At 44.0% G+C, this 18317-nt stretch carries 12 protein-coding genes and 1 pseudogene; 4 read left to right on the forward strand and 9 right to left on the reverse strand.

Annotation, left to right across the window (positions count from 1 at the left end; all coding sequences use genetic code 11):
- Window positions 1-11: 11 nt before the first annotated feature.
- The 4 genes from J3998_RS08465 to J3998_RS08480 form a co-directional block, all read right to left on the reverse strand.
- Window positions 12-458 carry a GNAT family N-acetyltransferase gene (locus J3998_RS08465; RefSeq protein ID WP_208150054.1) on the reverse strand — a complete coding sequence of 149 codons (447 nt, stop codon included), beginning with the start codon at window positions 456-458 and terminating at the stop codon, window positions 12-14.
- Window positions 459-525: 67 nt separating this feature from the next.
- Entirely contained in the window at window positions 526-1779 is a 1254-nt protein-coding gene (locus tag J3998_RS08470; protein ID WP_208150056.1) for an ammonium transporter, read from the reverse strand.
- Window positions 1780-1829: 50 nt separating this feature from the next.
- Window positions 1830-2168: a P-II family nitrogen regulator gene (locus J3998_RS08475; RefSeq protein WP_208150058.1), complete on the reverse strand. Its 339-nt coding sequence runs from the start codon at window positions 2166-2168 to the stop codon at window positions 1830-1832.
- Window positions 2169-2595: 427 nt separating this feature from the next.
- Entirely contained in the window at window positions 2596-3177 is a 582-nt protein-coding gene (locus J3998_RS08480) for a helix-turn-helix domain-containing protein (RefSeq protein WP_208150060.1), read from the reverse strand.
- Between the two features lie 241 nt (window positions 3178-3418).
- On the opposite strand from J3998_RS08480, the gene J3998_RS08485 reads away from it, so the two are divergent.
- The 3 genes and pseudogenes from J3998_RS08485 to J3998_RS08495 all read left to right on the forward strand — a co-directional run.
- On the forward strand, window positions 3419-3556 hold the full coding sequence (locus J3998_RS08485) for a hypothetical protein (protein ID WP_208150062.1): 138 nt from the start codon (window positions 3419-3421) through the stop codon (window positions 3554-3556).
- Between the two features lie 165 nt (window positions 3557-3721).
- Window positions 3722-6805, forward strand: coding sequence for a chemotaxis protein CheB (locus J3998_RS08490; RefSeq protein WP_208150074.1), 3084 nt, complete (start codon window positions 3722-3724; stop codon window positions 6803-6805).
- 346 nt (window positions 6806-7151) lie between these two features.
- A pseudogene (locus J3998_RS08495) lies at window positions 7152-8684 on the forward strand (methyl-accepting chemotaxis protein); the annotation flags it as partial.
- 188 nt (window positions 8685-8872) lie between these two features.
- Here the strand turns inward: J3998_RS08495 and J3998_RS08500 are convergent.
- The 3 genes from J3998_RS08500 to J3998_RS08510 form a co-directional block, all read right to left on the reverse strand.
- On the reverse strand, window positions 8873-9328 hold the full coding sequence (locus J3998_RS08500) for an NfeD family protein (RefSeq protein WP_208150078.1): 456 nt from the start codon (window positions 9326-9328) through the stop codon (window positions 8873-8875).
- Complete coding sequence (locus J3998_RS08505; protein WP_208150080.1) at window positions 9328-10275, reverse strand: SPFH domain-containing protein; 948 nt, start codon at window positions 10273-10275, stop codon at window positions 9328-9330. Before J3998_RS08505 ends, J3998_RS08500 begins: the two co-directional genes overlap by 1 nt.
- A 122-nt stretch (window positions 10276-10397) precedes the next feature.
- Entirely contained in the window at window positions 10398-12776 is a 2379-nt protein-coding gene (locus J3998_RS08510) for an EAL domain-containing protein (protein ID WP_208150082.1), read from the reverse strand.
- 167 nt (window positions 12777-12943) lie between these two features.
- Between J3998_RS08510 and J3998_RS08515 the strand changes: the two genes are divergently transcribed.
- A complete protein-coding gene (locus J3998_RS08515) occupies window positions 12944-14029 on the forward strand; it encodes an HD-GYP domain-containing protein (RefSeq protein WP_208150084.1) in 1086 nt (361 codons plus the stop codon).
- 154 nt (window positions 14030-14183) lie between these two features.
- On the opposite strand, the gene J3998_RS08520 is transcribed toward J3998_RS08515, so the two are convergent.
- Both J3998_RS08520 and ygiD read right to left on the reverse strand, forming a co-directional pair.
- Window positions 14184-17024 (reverse strand): sensor domain-containing protein, encoded by a 2841-nt coding sequence (locus tag J3998_RS08520; RefSeq protein WP_208150086.1) that lies wholly within the window; start codon window positions 17022-17024, stop codon window positions 14184-14186.
- A gap of 133 nt (window positions 17025-17157) precedes the next feature.
- Window positions 17158-18000 carry a 4,5-DOPA-extradiol-dioxygenase gene (ygiD, locus tag J3998_RS08525; protein WP_208150088.1) on the reverse strand — a complete coding sequence of 281 codons (843 nt, stop codon included), beginning with the start codon at window positions 17998-18000 and terminating at the stop codon, window positions 17158-17160.
- Window positions 18001-18317 lie beyond the last annotated feature (317 nt).

Genomic DNA, 18317 nt, shown 5'->3' on the forward strand with positions numbered 1-18317 from the left:
CTATTTCTTGGTTATAGTGTTTTACTGAAAACGCCTAAACGGGTACTTGAGAATGCTTGTTTTCGATAGAAATCGATTGCCGGTTGGTTGTCTAAATCATATACCAGTTGCGCTCGATTACAGCCGCTGTCTCGGCACCAAACCAATAATTCATCCATCATTTTGGTACCGATACCTTGACCGCGAAAATCAGGGTGTAGCACCACATCTTCAATCCATGCAGATTTCTTTCCGCTGGCGGTGGAATAGACCCACTGTGCACTACACATGCCGATAATTTTTATGCCGTTGCTTGCCACCAATGCGCAACGCTCGCTATCGTCAATGATCTTTTGTAAGGCGCTTTGGCTCAGATCCGCATCAAATATAAAATCGGCTTCTATCGAAAACAGCGTCTGCAATAAGGCGCTCATCTGATTGATGTCGGTAGCTTGCGCTTGGCGAATAGTAATGCTCATAAATTTCATTTCCTAAAATGCATACGACCGCATAGAGCGGCCGTATGGTTTGTATAAAAAAGTGGGCTTATTGTTTGTGGTCAAACTCAGGGTAAGCTTCCATACCACATTCGTTATAGTCCATCCCTTCCATCTCTTCTTCTTTGCTAGGACGCAATCCCATCGCTTTGTCGATAATGAAAAGAACGATTAGTGAAGCGATAAACATCCAAGCGAAAGTTGCGGCAGTACCGATTAGCTGACCCATAAAGGTCGCATCGCCGTTGCTGAATAGCACCGCGAAGATCCCCCAGATACCAACGGTACCGTGTACAGAAATCGCGCCGACCGGATCATCGATTTTGATTTTGTCCATAAACATAACCGAGAAGAACACAATCGCGCCGCCAACGGCACCGACGAACACTGCCAGTCCTGGAGACGGAGCAAGTGGCTCAGCAGTAATTGCTACCAGACCGGCCAGTGCGCCATTGATGACCATGGTCAAATCGGTTTTCCCGAACTTAAATTTGCTTAGAAGGGCGGCCACAATCATCCCGGCCGCTGCCGCTGCGTTGGTGTTTACGAAGATTTTCGCAACGGCATTGGCTTCGTCGACATTGGCTACCTTAAGTTCAGAACCGCCGTTAAAGCCGAACCAACCCATCCATAGGATAAACATACCCAAGGTTGCCATCGGTAAGTTTGCTCCCGGAATAGCGCGGACTTGGCCGTTCGGCCCGTAGCGACCTAAGCGAGGGCCAACCATAATCACGGCTGCAAGCGCTGCTGCGGCACCGGCCATGTGAACCACAACCGAACCGGCAAAGTCTTGGAAGCCTAGCTGATCTAACCAGCCGCCGCCCCATTTCCAATAACCTTCCATCGGATAGATAACGGCTGTCATCACCACCGCAAAGACGAGGAAAGGCCAAAGCTTCATACGCTCGGCAACCGCACCGGAAACAATCGACATGGTTGCTGCAGCGAATACTGCTTGGAAAATGAAGTCAGACATTGCTGAATAATAAGGCGCGTCATCACCGCCGGCAATGACCGCTTCAACCGTATTGTCTGCACCTAGCAGGAAGCTTAGGTTTGGCAAGAACGAGCTGATTGGATCGCCAGGGTACATGACGTTGTAACCGACAAATAGATAGGTTGTACAAGCAACACTATATAAAAGGGCATTTTTAGATAGGATTTCGACAGTGTTTTTGCTTCGCACCAATCCTGCTTCAAGCATGGCAAAACCGGCGGCCATCCACATAACGAAGACAGCGCTAACTAAAAAATAGAATGTATCAAGTGCATAAGATAATTGTAAAAAGTTGCTTTCCATAAAGTGTTACCTCAAGTAGTTTCCCTCATAGCCAAAGTTAAAAAGTTAAGTTATAAAGCGTCTTGGTCAGACTCTCCTGTTCGGATTCGAACGGTTTTTTCGACAGGAAAGGTGAAAATCTTCCCATCTCCTGGTTTGCCGGTTTTAGCATGCGCTACGATGATGCTCATCGCATCTTCTAGCTTGTCTTGCGGAACGACGGTTTCAAGCATTAATTTGGGTACAAAATGAATTTCATATTCCGTACCTCGGTAGATTTCCGTATGACCTTTTTGACGACCATACCCTTTGACTTCGGTTATGGTGACGCCGTTGACACCTATATCAATTAGCGCTTCACGAACATCATCCAATTTGTAAGGGTTTATGACCGCTTTGATCAGTTTCATAAGCGACCTCCGGAGGTGTAGGTTCTTAGTAAGAAGGGAGGCTCAAAATCAGCCTCCCTAAAGGGTGGTATGGAACAAATACCGAAAGGCTACAAGGGAATTTCTTGCCATGAAAAGCAAAGTTTAGTTTTATCAATAGGTTAGGCTGTTTTTTCGGGGTTTTATTCCCTTGGTGAAACAAAGTTTCGCACCAGTGACGGGTGAAATAATTCTTTTTTGGTGCGTATCAAGAGATGTTGCGAGAGAAGTAGAAAACGAGCAACGGACTGTGCTGTTCATAGAAGATGCGTTTCACTTTGGAAATAAAAAGTGTTCGACTCGGTTCGCAATGACCGTCATTGCGAGGCCTTTTTTATGGGCCGTGGCAATCTCTTTTTTAACAAATAAATTTCCAAAGTGAACCGCATTGGTCGGTATGCGCAGGGATTTATTTGCTGTCGTAAATAATAATATTGAGGAATTTAATCGGAACGTCGATCAGTTCTTCAGGGCCATGCGAAACTTTTGCATCATAGGTGAGCGAATCACCGGGTTTCATGTGGTAAGTCGATTTACCATGACGATAAATCATCTCACCTTCCAATAGATACATAAAAACTTTCCCTTCGTGGCTGAATGACGGGAATATTTCACTTTGGTTATCCAGCGAAATAAGGAAAGGTTCGAACTTTCTATTCTGCCCGGAATCGTAGTTAAGCAGATGATAAGTATGTCCTACCTTAGTGCCTCGACGTACTACTTCCAAGCGTGAATCGGCTCTGACCAGTTGTGCGGACTCACCTTCGGTCTCGAACTCTTTAAAGAAAGCGGAAATCGGAACGCCCAGTGCTTTGGAAATTCGCAATAACGAATCGAGACTTGGCGATGCCTGACCATTTTCGATTTTGCTAAACATTCCACGACTAATACTGGATTGCTCAGAAACTTCGGCGATGGTTAACCCTTGTTTTTTACGGTATTCATTGATCACTCGGCCAATGAAAGAGTCCAGTTTACTGTCTTTATCCATATTTTCTTTTAATGCTAGTCTGAAAATTAAGAAAGATATTTTAAATGAAACTGGCGATGACTAAAAATTTTCAACAGACCCTAAGTATTATCCATTGATTTTTTTGGCGGAATTGGCTGAGATTTCGGCTATTTTATAGAGCAGCGATATGAAAAAAATTACGTTTATGGCTTTACTTTAACTGTAAAATATTTATATTAAGTACTTATACTTATTTTTTTCAGGTGATTTGGAGAGTGCCATGTCTTACATTCAAATTCTTATCGAAATTAATCAATTGTTTGAAGAAAATGAACGCTACGCTGAACTGTGGGCCAAGGAAACGAGCTTACTCCTTTATGGCGAGTCGGTTGATAGCCGTTCAGAAAATTCAGAATAAGCTCCAGTGAGGATTTATTCTGAATTTTCAACAGGCTCTGTTTAGCCGTTGCTTTGTTTATTCATTCGTGGAACTTATTCTGCGCTTCCTTAAGTGAATATGCATTTTCAGAAATAAGTATTAGAATAAGGTTGTTTTAATACGTGGTCTCGTGGAGATGCTGAGATGACCCAGCCCAAAAAGTCGGAGGATTCTTCTTCAACAGAAGAGAAAACGTTATTACAAGACACAGAAAGCGCCCCAATAGACCAAGAAGCAGAGTTTCCTCCCTCGTTGATTGTGGTTGGTATCGGTGCTAGCGCAGGCGGTCTTGAAGCTCTGCAAATATTATTCTCTAGCTTTCCGGCCGATACCGGCATGAGTTTTATTCTCGCTCAGCACCTTTCGCCTTCCTATAAAAGCATGATGGTTGATCTGCTGGAAAAAGATTCCACTATCCCTGTCGTTGCCGCTCGTAATGGGGAAAAGTTGGAGCCGAATACCTTGTATATCGGTCCGCCTAGTTACAATATTGAAGTCTCCAAAAACGACACCATTGTTCTCTCTATGATGGGCGAAAACCGCCATATCCCACGCCCGTCGGTGGATATGTTGTTTGAATCTCTGGCAATGGCTAAAGGTGAGTCAGCAATCGGTATTGTGCTTTCCGGCACCGGAACTGACGGTTCTCGCGGCATTCGTGCGATCAAAGGCGAGGGCGGCTTCGGCATAGTGCAAGATCCGAATACCGCTAAATATGATGGCATGCCGAATGCAGCCATCAATTCCGGCAATGTCGATTTGATTCTTGCGCCGGAAGAGATGGGGCCGGAGCTCAAAAATATTTCCAATTTCCCGCGTCAGACTCCGCTTGGGTCAAAGACTGTCCTGCCCCTCGACTCTTATTTGGGCATTCTCGGAGTCCTCAAAGAACGCTTTAACGTTGATTTTACGCTCTATAAAGAGAATACGATTATGCGTCGTATTGAGCGTAGAATGCGTGCCCTAAAGATTTTTGAGGTTGAAGAATACGTTGATTTTTTGAACCAAAAAAATAATGAAGCGGAGTTGCTGTTCAATGATATGTTGATCGGCGTGACCGCTTTTTTCCGAGATGCGCGTGCCTTTAATCGTCTCCAGGAAGAACTCAATCATTATCTGCATAATAAGAAAAATAAGGTAATGCGGATTTGGGTACCGGGATGTTCTACAGGAGAAGAGGCGTATTCGATTGCTATTATCCTTGCGGAGATTTTAGGTTCTCTGCTTGAAGATTACAAAATTCAGATTTTTGCGACTGATATTGATAAGAACGCCATAGACTTTGCCCGCAATGGTGTCTACCCGGAAAGTGCTCTACAGAATTTGCCGAATAAAATTAAACGCAAATACTTCACTGTAAAAGGCGAGCAATTTGAGGTCATCAAACCGATAAAAATGATGGTGATCTTCTCTGAGCATAATATGATTGTTGACCCGCCTTTTTTGCGTCTTGATTTGCTCTCTTGTCGCAATTTGCTTATTTATTTTAACTTGGAATTACAACGCCAGATTTGGCCGATTTTCCATTATGCGCTGAACCCTAAAGGGCTACTGTTCTTAGGGCAGTCTGAATCAATTGGGGCTTTTCAAGAAAGTTTTAGCGTGTTGTCTAAAGGCGGCAAAATTTTCGAAGCCACTTTCAATGGTAAGAAAGTTCTACCGGTACAACAAAAAACCAAGAACAATTTGGTGGATTTTGTTAAAGACATGCCGAAAAATCCTCAAGATAAAGGGCATGCAACTAAGAAAAAAATCGATGTATTAGGTGAATTAATCTCTCTTAAAATCCGCGATTTGATGTTGCCGTATTCGATTTTAATCAATGACAATTTAGATATTGTCTATTCGCAAGGGCAAAACCCCTTGCTGATTCGTCCGGAAGGTTTGCCGACCAATAATATTTATCAGAATATTCATCCGCACTTAGCGGTTGATTTACGTTCTGCATTGCATCTCTTGGAGTCTAAGCAAGAAACGGCTCGTACGGCTTTCCAAAAATTAGTGATTGAAAAGGAAACGGTTTGGGCGCGACTGATTGCCGTGAATGTTGGGCATCAATCCGGCATGGGCGCTCTGGTGCTGATTTTCGGACAAATCGAACATGTGTTGGATTTACCCATTGCGCAGATTGAAGGGGATGAGAGCAATCAAAAAGTGTTTGAAGAGCAAGAGCGTTTGCTTTTGAAAACCAAACAGCAGTTGCAGATAGTCATTGAAGAGTTGGAAACCTCCAATGAAGAAATGCAATCGATGAACGAAGAGTTGCAAAGCTCCAATGAAGAGTTGCAAAGCTCTAATGAGGAATTGGAAACCACTAACGAAGAATTACAGTCAACCAATGAAGAATTACAAACCGCGTATTCAGAATTACGTGCGGCCTATGAAGACAAAGACCGACAACAAACCGAATTGGAGCGTTTAGCGACAGAATTAGAGACGACGAATTCTTTGCTTATGGATGCCGAGACACTTGGTAAGACAGGTTCCTTCCATTGGGAAGTTCCGGTTAATTTAATGGTTTGGAGTAAGGGAGTTTACCAGCTGTTTGGCGTCAATGCCGAGACCTACCAGCCAACCTATGAAGCTTTGATTGGCTTGGTTTATGCTCAAGATCGGCATGCCTTTGAGAAGTTTATTGAAAACATTTTGACCCGAGGCAATGCTGAAGAAATTACCTTTCGTGCATTGGGTTCGAAACGGCAAATCATCTGGCTAAAGCTTGAGGTAGTCGTTTCTTTCAACTCTTTAAAACAAGCGCAGTATGTCATGGGAACCTTAACCAATATTACCGAGTTGAAAGAGGCAAAGAACGAGATAGAACGTCAGAATAAGCGAGTTGATGTTCTGTTGAATGGTAGTTTAGGCGGAGTCTACATTTATGATTTTAAACTCGGTCACAATTCCTATATCAATGATGCTTATACCAGAATCTTAGGTTACACCTTAGAGGAGTTGAATAGTCTGAGTAGTGAGGCCTTCGCCGATTTATTCCATCCGGATGATTTGCCGGTAGTCTTAGAACATATGCAGACCGTTAAGAATAGTACGCCCGGAGAAACCTTTATCATTCGCTACCGATTCAAACATAAGATAACCGGCGATTATGTATTACTACATACTAAAGACACTCTCTACAATGATTCCGATAGTGCCATGCCGCAGGCAATGATCGGTATGTTTATGGAATTAAGTAGTGTGGATAATGATTCTTTAGCGATACCAAAATGATGACTTAATAATCATTTTTATAAAATTTCGTAGATTGCCTCTGCTTTTATTGGTTTGTTAATAAAAGGCTCATCTGTGGTTCAACATTTCTTAGCGCATTGCATTAGTGGTCATAATGCGGATTTCTGCCGCCTTGGTGATGAAATGAAAATGAACACTTTTCTAAAAAGCTTTTCAGAGCTAAAAAAGCTGTCTAGATTAACCGTGCGATGACTACAGTTAAGGCATTGTTTATGTTTGTAAATAATGCGTAGCAAAATTATCCGGCGTTAATTTGCGCTGTGAAAACTGTGTTAATGTAAAAAAATATTTACCAATATCTATTGTCTGCCAGGAGGCAAATCAAATGTTTTTTAGTCTAAACAAACAAGAGCTTCAGCAGTGCCGAGAGCAATCTAATGATATGCAAGCTGAGTTAGATGCCATTGATAAAGTAATGGCAATTATCGAGTTCACTCCAGATGGCGATATTGTTAAGGCGAACGAAAATTTTTTGGCGACGGTCGGTTATCAGTTGAACGAGATTGTCGGTAAGCATCACCGAATTTTTATGCCTCCGGAACAGATCAGCAGCAATGAATATGCGGTTTTATGGAAACGTTTAGCGAGTGGCGAAACCTTTAAGCAACGTTTTCCCAGAATCAATAAACAAGGCGACACGGTTTGGCTGGAGGCGTCTTATAACCCAATCTACGATGTGCAGGGCAATGTTGCCCGTGTGGTCAAATATGCTACCGATATTACGGCTGCGGTTGAAGCCGAGCTGGAAAATAAGTCGAAATTACAAGCGATTGACGGTGTTATGGCGGTGATAGAGTTTGATCCGCAGGGCAATATTCTTTGTGCCAATGATAATTTCCTACAAACCATGGGCTACTCGGAACCTGAGCTTAAAGAAATGCATCACCGTATTTTTGTTACGCCGGAATATGCGGCTAGTGATGAGTACAAACAATTTTGGGCCAGTCTTGGAAGCGGTAAGCACAATAAAGATATCTTCCTGCGTATTACCAAATCCGGTCAGACAGTCTGGTTGGATGCCAGTTACAACCCGATTTTCGATGTTAAAGGTCGAGTGGTCAAAGTAATCAAATACGCCAATGACATTACCGAACAAGAGAACAATCGTATTGAACTGCGCAAAGCGGTGCATGCTTTCAGCGATGTGATGAAATCGCAGCTGCAAGGGGATTTGACTCAAATTGTTGCCGGTTTCGATGCCAACAGCGACTTGAAAATGCTGCAAGATGCGATTAATCAGACCGAGGAAAAATTGCGTGAAATCGTCAACACATCAATTCGAGCAGCGGAAACCGTCAATACTGCAGCCACCGAAGTGAGCCAAGGTTCGACCGATTTGAGTCAGCGTGTGCAGCAACAAGCGGCGGCGCTGGAACAGACCTCTGCGACGATGAACGAGATGAACAGCCAAGTACAATCCAACAGTGAAAACGCGAAGTTGGCTGCTGAAACCGCACAAAACGTGCGTGGTACGGCATCGAAGGGCGCAAAAATTATGAGTGAAACCATTGAAGCGATGGGCTCTATTCAGGAGTCGAGTTCAAAAATTGAGGAGATTGTCACACTCATCGATAGCATTGCTTTCCAAACCAATTTATTAGCGCTGAACGCGGCGGTGGAAGCGGCCAGAGCTGGTGAGCACGGTCGTGGTTTTGCTGTTGTTGCCAGTGAAGTGCGAAATCTAGCGCAGAAATCTGCGGATGCCGCTAAAGACATTAAGAAATTGATTGAGGAAACGGCCGAACGCGTTAGTTTAGGTTCTAAGCTAGCCAATACTTCCGGCGAGATGTTGAATGAGATTAATGCCTCGATCGGTTCCATGACCACCATGATTCAGGAGATTGCCGGAGCCTCGATTGAACAGGCGGAGGGAGTGACCCAAGTGCATCATGCAATTGCCGATATTGATGGCGTAACCCAGCAAAATGCCGCTTTGGTAGAAGAAACCACCGCAGCGGCGGAAAGTTTAAGTCACCAAGCGCAGATATTGAAAGACGAACTCGGTTTCTTCAATACCGGCGGTAATTCAATGCGAGCTTTGGGTCATTAATCGGAGTTTTCCGGTTGTCGTATGCGAGCCTTGTTATTTTCCAGGGCTTCGACGATGACAGTCTGGCCGTTTTCTAAGGCAAAAGCATGTGGGTTAGCGATTGCCCAAGTGGTGCCTTTATAGCTGACTCGGTAATCGCCGTCGGCAGTCAATAATACTTCTCCGCTCTCGCCGGTTTGCATGGTTTCCAGATTGAGCGGTTTGGCGGCATAGATGCGCTGGCGCAGGGTTTTTGCCAATAACAGCGTTAATATCAAGCCGACTGCGAAGGTCCAAATCAACTGAATTTCGCCGGACGGAAATTGATAAAACGCACCGACTAATCCGATTAAGATAAAAGCCAAGCCGAACAGGAATAGCACAAAGGTCGTGGTCAGCATCTCCAACGCCATCAGCACGATGCCGATAGCAATCATGCTCCATAGCGGAATGACCGGAATATAACTTTCCATTATGACTCCTTAATCGGCGCGACTTTGCTTACCGAGTTAGTTGTGCCATCGCCAATATTTAGCGCCGACATCAGTGCGGTTAGGGAACCGACCATTTCCGATGTTTCAATCGGTACCACAACTTTGTTAGCCGAATCACTGGCTGCAATGCCGGAAAACGCTTGAATGCGGTCTTTCGCCAGCAAAAATTCCGAGGCGTTATGGTTTTCGCTCATCGCTTGGTTGATCATTTCCATCGCTTTCTGGTCACCTAATGCTAATTGCTCTTTCTCGAAGCGTTTCGCTTCGGCAGTACGTTCCAGAGCTTCCGCTTCTAGAAAGGCTTTTTGACGCTCGCCTTCGGCAACACGGATGGTGGCGTTCTTTTGCCCTTGTGCTTCGGTTTCCACGGCACGACGTTTACGTTCCGCTTCCAGCATCAGTTCCATCGAGTCTTGCACTTTTTGCGGCACGATGATGTCGGCGACTTCTACACGACTGACTTTTGCCCCCCACGTTCCAGAGGCGTCATCCAGTGCCTTCAACAGAGCGGCGTTTAACTCGCTGCGTGAACTGAGCGTTTCGTCTAATTCCAGTCGCCCAATTTCTGAGCGAAGTGTGGTCTGCGCTAACTGGCTGACGGACTCTTTTAAATCCAAGATTTCATAGGTTGCCTTCTGAGCATCGTAAATGCGCATAAAGACCACCGCATCGATACCGATGGAAACGTTATCTTTGGTGATAACTTTCTGCTCAGGAATATCGATAATCTGTTCCTGAGTGTTGTATTTAGAACGGCGCTGGTCAACGAAAGGAATAATGAAGTTAATTCCGCCGTGCAGGGTTTTGTGATAACGACCAAGGCGTTCGACAACCCATTGCTCGGCCTGAGGGACAATTTTGACCGACAGAAACAGGAAGACACCGATTAGGATGATTAAGGCTAAAGTAAAGTTTAAGAAATCCATGTTAGACCCTAAAGCTTGTTGAAAACTCTCTTAATATACGCTGAATTTTTCTGCGTTGCTGACAGAATCATTGAAGCAGCATACACCGTTGAGCTTGCGCAATTTTCTCTTTTGATTGCGATTTATGGTGTTACCCATTCGCCGTTATGGAATTTTAGAATTTGGCAAGATGGCCCGAATTCGCGCTGTTCCGCATTCCAGTGCACCGGGTGGTTAAGACCAATTTCCCAGATAGGGTTTTCCGCTAAATAATCATTTAATTCTCTTGGGCTGGTGGCACCGGAACGCATTAATAGCGTCAAGGTAAACTTCATCGACATAAAGGCTTCCACCGAAATGGCATTGGCAATCTGTTTAGAGTTGCTTAATTCCGATTCCAGTAGCGCCAGTTTGAATTCGGTAATAATCGGCAATGATGATTGCGCGATACTTGGAATTGAACTGGCGAAATATAGGTGTTTACTGTTTTCAGGGATAATGCCTTGAATCGCCGTCGGCGAAATTAAACTGACCGAGTAGAAGTGCGCTTCCGGATTGTATTGGCGATAGTTTAAATAGGTGTTGAGCAGGACTTTTTGCGAGCAGATAAAGATGACATTATGGGCTTCAATCGCTTGCAGTTTTTGCACGGTGTTTTCTAGGCTGCCTTCTGCTGTGGAACGTACATAAATAACATCGACTTCGTCAAAAAATTCAGCGATGTGTTCTTCGATTTCAAACGCCATTTGTGTTGGTGCCATCACCAATGCCGTTCGTCCGCCACGATGTTCAGAGATGTAGCGCATAATCGTCAACAACTCTTCGTAATAGGAACTTTTGAAGTTGAAAATATTTTTATTGTGTTTCTGCCGGAATTGGTGACTGCCGATATAGGGGGCGAGCAGAATTTCTTTCATTTCTTTGGCGTAGCGAATCAGCGGTTTGATGTCGGAAATCGGGCAGATGGTGCCGAGCCAATAATGAATATGCGCCAAATCCGGGTTTTCATAGAGGTGGATGATCTCCTTAGATGAGGAGCCGGAATCATAGATGCTGATGGCAAAATACTGATCGATTTCGGGATGCTTTTCGCGCAGCCAATTCAGTGCCAAATTGACACCAAGGTAATAGCTTTTACCAATCGCCGAAAGGTTGCCGGTCAGCGGTAAAGCCAGACCGAGGTTGTGGCGTCGTTGCTGGTTAGTCTGTTGTCGAATCTGTTGCTCAATCAGCTTAGAAATGGTCAAATTCGCGAGTCGGTCTTCATGACTCAGTGGCTTGACATCAATAGCGTGTAAGTCGTCATCGGCAATACTCTGGTTCGACTCAACCACCGAATCTTTCAAGAAATTCTGCAACTCGGCAGCGGGCATCGGTTTACCGAAATAGTTGCCTTGCACGCTGTCGCAGTTAAGCACCTTTAAAGTACTGGCGGTTTCGATGTCTTCGACGCATTTGGCGACCGTCTCCAACTTTAGTCCGATACACAAATTGATAATGTTTTTTACCAGACTGTAAGCTCGCGGGTCGAGGTTGATTTGCTCAATCAGATTAGGATCGATTTTCAATTCATCGAGTGGAATTTTTTTCAGATGATCCAGTTGTTCTGCACCATTACCGAAGTTATCGACCGAAAGTTTGAACCCCTTGATGCGTAAGCGTGTTAACACATCCAGGCTGACGCGAAAATTGCGCAAGCGGTGGGTGTTATTGATTTCCAAAGAGATAATCGAGGTCGGGATTTTGTGCTCTCGGAACTGCTGTTCTAAGGTTTCCGGTAGCTCCAAGTTTTCCAGATCGGCGGCACTTAAATTGAAAGAGTAGGTAAATGCTTCGAATTCTTTGAAATAGGCGTGGTAATCGGCAGCGAACTTTTCGACGACCATCGGTAAGAGATCAATTTCTAGTTGGTGATTGTCGATAAGTTGCCGGAAATGCTGCGGATAGATATGTTTGCCATTTTTATCGACTAAGCGGACAAAGCTTTCCAGCGCATGCACTTGGTAGGTTTTTAACGACAGTAGCGGTTGATAATCCAAAGCCAGTCGTTTTTCGTTAATCGCCTGCTTGATTTCCTGTTGAGATAACTGAACGGCACCGCTCTGTTCATGACAAAGATCGTCACTGGCTTCACTCTGCCGGCTTGCGGGTTGCAGGGCTTTTACAATCGAGCTGCGAATTTGCTCTAGAGTAAGCGGCTTTTGTAGTGGCGGCAGGGTTTTTAATTCATATTCGTGTGCCAGATTGTCGGCCGCGGTCAGCAATTTAGTGGCCGCCTGACTGACAAATAAAAGGGTTCCTTGGAAGCCGGCTTGAGCGAGATCGCGTACCACTTCGATGCCGTCGTATTCCGGCATCATCAGTTCGATAATAATCAGTTCAATGGTTGGATGGGTCATCAGTTCATGAGCCGCTTTTTGTGGATTGGAGACACTTAGCACATGATAGCCATTCATTTCCGCCACTTCTTCAATTAGCAAGCTGTGGTTAGGATCATTGTCGACAACAAGAATTTTTTTCACGCAAACTTCCAACAATTGCTTAGGTGATAAGAATAGCAAAATTCCCTATTGAGCAGATTGAATTTGTTTCCCTTGAGGTTGTTGATTCCTGGTAGATTTATTTTACTCCCCATAAAAGGGTTCTGCGTATAATCGAATTTACAATAAAGCCTTAGAGTACTGCTTCTATGAGACACCGTTTTAGTTCGATTACCGAAGATTTGTTACAGTTACATGAAGCGATGCGTAAGCGTTGGCCTGGGTTGTTGCGAGTTGCTATTGCCTTGTATGACGAGCAAAAGGAAATGTTGCACACTTTTATTAAATCGAGCCCGGATACGGGGTTACTGAATCACTACTCTATTAAACTGCAAGAAGTGCCATCTTTAGTAAAGCTTGCCGAAAGCGGCGAAGCGCGCTTGATTCAAGATTTGGAAATTTTGAAGGATCACCATACGGTGCACTCCGATGCGATTGCCGAACATTTTAAATCCAGTTATACCGAACCGTTTTATATGGCTGAAAAGCTACTCGGCTTTATCTTTTATGATGCCGATGAAGTCGGTTATTTTGATGATGATTTACTGGAGCAGATCCAAAACTACTCTCGATTGATTGAATCTTTGATTGTTTCGGAGATGTTGCCGGTCAAAGCTTTAATCGGCATGATTGACACAGCCAAAGAACTCACTAATTTACGCGATTCGGAAACCGGTAAGCATCTGATTCGAGTAGCACGCTTTACGGAAATTATCGCTTTGCAAATTGCCGATAAATACGATTTAAGTGATGAAATAATCGAGTATATGTATCACTATGCACCTTTGCACGACATAGGAAAAATTGCTATTCCCGACAATATTCTTCTAAAGCCGGGGCCACTGGAAGATGCAGAGTATGACATTATGAAAACGCATGTTGACGAAGGCCTGAAAATGGTTGATCGCATGGTTAATCACTTTAGTTTTCAACAGATTCATCATCTGCAAATGTTAAAAGACATTATTGGTGATCATCATGAACACTATGACGGCGCCGGTTATCCAAAGGGTAAAAAAGGCAACGAGATTTCTTTGGTTGGACGCATCACTGCGGTGGCGGATGTGTTCGATGCGTTGACTTCTGACCGCATTTATCGCAAAGCGATGCCAGTGGACGAAGTGATCGCTTATATGAAAGCGCAGAAAGGTAAGCAGTTTGATTCGGAGTGTGTTGATGCCTTGCTAGTGAATCTCGATACAGTATTGGAGATTATTGATAAATTCAAGGAATAAAGCGCTTTAAATAGAGTGTTAAATATCTGTTGTTAATAAAATCGATTGGTTAGTTTTTCTGCAACATTCTTCCAATTTCTCTCGTACGACCTGCGTGCAGGCTTTAATAGCAACACAGGTTAAACGGCACCTCATTTCCTATTTACATTGAGCCTTACTTAATGAACTCACAAATCTCTTGTAAAGGCATCGGTTTGGCAAAATAGTAGCCTTGAATAAAATCGCATTTGAGGCGCCGTAGAGCGCGAAATTGTTGTTCTGTTTCGACGCCTTCGGCGATCACTTTTTTGCCGAGACCGTGTGCCATCAGAATGGTTGCGGAAACAATGGCAAAATCGTCTTTTTTACGATGGATTTCGTCAATGAATGCTTTGTCTATTTTTAGATGGTTGGCTTGAAATTGACGCAGTGAAATCAGTGAAGAATAGCCCGTACCAAAATCGTCGATGCTCAGTGCTAAACCATTGCTTTGTGCACTTTCCAGTATCGCACTAACCGACGCTGACATCTTGCTGTAGGCAGTTTCGGTAATTTCAAAATCGAGTTGTTCGAAGCTCAGTTCGCTGTGTTCGATGACTTCCAAGAACTCAACGAGATTTTCGATATGGCTGAGTAGTTCGCCGGAAATATTAATCGATACTCGGTCATGAAATCCGTTCTCCTGTAAGGTTTGAATGTCCTGTACCAATTGGCCGACCTGCCATAAGGTGATTTCACGGATCAAGCCGCGCGATTCAGCAATTGGAATGAACACCGCAGGTGAACTCATACTTTGTGCTTGTTCACTCTGTGGGAACCAACGAATTAAGGCTTCCAAGCCAACCACTCGCTCGCTCAGGGTATCGATTTTAGGTTGGTAAAAAATTTGAAACGATTTCTCAGAAATGGCTTGATTAAGTTCGCTGAGAATTTGCACTTCATGTTTGACGCGATTGGACATTTCACTTTCATAGAACACGTAGTTATTGCGGCCGCTGTCTTTTGCTTGGTACAAGGCAATATCGGCTTGGGTAACGACTTCTTCTTTGCTGAAAATCGGTTCGCAAAAAACGATGCCGATACTGGTACTGACAGAAATTTGGATGTCTTGTATTTCAAAAGGTGTCTTGAAAAGCTCCAAGATGCGTTCTGCAATTTGCACTGCCTCGACACCACTCGTTTCATGAGTAATCAGAATCCCGAATTCATCGCCGCCAAGACGAGCAAAAGTATCGCTGTCACGCAAGACTTCGATGATGCGATGGGTAATCTCCTTTAGAAGATGATCGCCAATTGGGTGACCGAAGGTGTCGTTAATATCTTTGAAGTGATCGACATCCAGCATCATGAGCATCGCGCGATTGCTGGTTCTCTTTTCGCGTTTTAACTCTTCTTCCAAACGGTCATTAAATAAACGGCGATTCGGTAAGCCGGTTAATTCATCATGAAATGCCAGGTGTTGGATTTTCTGCTCTTGCTCTCGACGATATGAAATATCGTGGAAAGTCACTACGGTGCCAATAATATCGTTTTTACGGAAAATTGGAGTGCTGCGGTATTCCACCGGAAAGTTTGAACCGTCTTTACGCCAAAGTACTTCGTCGCTGACAAATTCATCGTTTCCGGTTTTAATCGGTAGCATCATCCGACACTGGTGAGTTGGAATAGGCTCGCCGGATTCTTTGGAATGGTGAATTAGCGCATGATTTGGATGGCCGATTAAATCTTCTTCCCGATAACCAAGCATTTTCGCTCCGGCCGGATTGATAAAGGTCGTCGTGCCGTTCTTATCAATTCCGAAAATGCCTTCACTGGTACTGTTTAAAAGTAGCGTACTAATCTCTTGAGCCTGAAGATAATCGGTCATATCTTGCAAATAGCCGTACCAACTTTTCACTGCGCCTTGGGCATCGTAAACGACTTGATTAAAGTCATAAATATAGCGGTAGTTACCGGATTTACTTCGTATTTGATAAGACTGCTCAAAGTTGGTGGTTTGTTCGGAAAAATGTTGTTTGGCTTCCTGTATGACGCGCTCTTTATCGTCTGGATGGAGCAGGTCATAAAAACCGAATTGTGCGTTGTTCAGTAATTCGTATTGCGTATAGCCGAGCACATTAACAATATTGGCGGAGACAAAATCGACAGGCCAATTTTTTTCCGCCCGCCATTGGATAACTACGGTTGGGCCGTTTTTGAAGAGATCACGTTCTTGTTGTATCGCTTCTTGAGCCGTTTTTATATCGGAGATATCGTCGACTACCCAAATCACGCCTTTGGCCAAATTGGCTGGAGTATTTTTATCTAAAGCCTTGCCGCTGATTCGACACCAGACGGTATCGCCATTTTTTTTACGTAGCGGATATTCGATGTGCATGTTTTTATGATAGGAGAGCGTTTGGTAGTTCTCTATGCCAAAGGTTTCAAAGTGATTTTCAGATAGGTGTAGTTCGCGCATAGAAATGCCAAACATGGCGTCAGCGGATGGGTAGCCGAAAATATCCGCCAGATGTTGATTTGCCAGATGTAAGATTTGATCCTCTTTGAGGAGCATAATTCCGATTTGCGAGTTTTCGAAAAGCGCTGCAAATTCGTTGGATTTTCGTTGCAAAGCCTGCTGTGCCTGAAAACGTTTTTCGGTATTGCTGAAAACGCCGACCATGTAACGTTCGCCGCCAATCATAATTAAGTTGGTGGTGATTTCGACATGCAATGTACTTCCGTCCGGCCGCAAAATACTATTTTCAATGCTTTCAATTCGACCTTCTTGTTCGAGAATTTTTTGGTGTTGTAAGAAGGTGTTCGGCGTTTCGCTGGTCAGCGGCGGGTGAATGATGCTTTGATGTTTGCCAATAAGTTGTTGCTGTTCACGCGCAAACAGTTGCTCGGCTAACGGGTTGACGTATTTGATTATTCCAGTGTCAAAATACGCCACTGCGATAGCGGTCGGAAGCGAGGAGAGAAATTGATAGTATTCTTCCTCCTCGGCAACTTGTGGCAGTTGTTTGGTGTGCATAGCGGTTCGGCAACTCGGTTGTTGATAAGGACTTGAAAAAAATGTGTCCGAACTTTAATCATAATCTCGGAAAGCGTGTTCGGTGCGGTTTTTTACTTGATGGGCTGCAAGAAGTGGTCGTTTTCTGTCTTGTCTAGACTTTTCGCGGTAGGTAGATAAATGACAACATCGACACCGAGCTCATATCAATCACATTGTTGAAAAAATGGATTTCGTCTTGTTGGCTGCGTAACCCCAAAGCATACAGTAACGGTAAATAGTGATCGTAACTCGGATGTGCCATTTTCCCCAGAGCGCCGAAATTGGAAAAGTTCACCAGTCTCTGGTCGTCAAAGTCGGCCAGCGCTTCTTTTACGATTTGGTTAAACTCCAAAGCCCAATCGAAGGGTTCAGCATTATTCCACTGCAGTTTTTGTAAGTTGTGCACCAAATTGCCACTGGCGATGACCAGTACGCCGCGTTTACGCAAATCTTGCAGACGTTGAGCTAATTGATAATGAAATGGCGGCGCTTTGCGGTAATCGATACTGATCTGATATACCGGAACATCGGCGTCCGGAAACATTGACAGCAATACCGACCAAGTGCCGTGATCTAAGCCCCATTCGTCGGTTTCGCTAATGATGTCCGGGGCTAATTTTTGCGTCTGGTGAGCCTGTTCAGGTGAGCCGGAACAAGGATACTTCTGGGCAAAAAGTTCTTCAGGAAAACCGTAAAAATCGTGGATGGTTTGTGGCTGTTTGGAAGCATGTACCAGCGTGTTGCCATGGGTTAACCAGTGCGCTGAAACGGATAGAATCGCTTTGGGTTTTGGTAAAGCATTGCCGATGCTGTGCCAGCTTTGGGTAAAAGGGTTATCACTGATCGCGTTCATCGGATTGCCGTGACCGACAAACAACACTGGCATTTGTTCCGGTAATCTTGGTAGTTGTTGTAGTTGGTTCACCAGCTTTTGTAAGTTGAGTTCTGCATTCATTGAGTCTTTCTCGTTCTCTATTGTGGTTATTAGGCAATATCGATAGAGATTGATAAAGAGGCTTTTTAGATTTTAAGTTTTTCCATTTGGGTTGTGCTGGCGCCTTTTGTCTTTTGAATGAATTTTCGATTCGCGATAGAAAAGCGGTTTTTTACATTCTAAGAATAGATTTATTTAATCAATAACCCTACCTTAATAAGTAATTGTAATTATTTTATGACTTGCTAAATGCTTCTTGTGGGTATAGTGTATTTACCTAGGTTTTTGTACTTAGTTTACTGGTAAAGATAATAAGATTTAACTGGTTAACTATGATG

This window comes from Thiomicrorhabdus marina, assembly GCF_017571465.1.
Lineage (GTDB): Bacteria > Pseudomonadota > Gammaproteobacteria > Thiomicrospirales > Thiomicrospiraceae > Thiomicrorhabdus > Thiomicrorhabdus marina.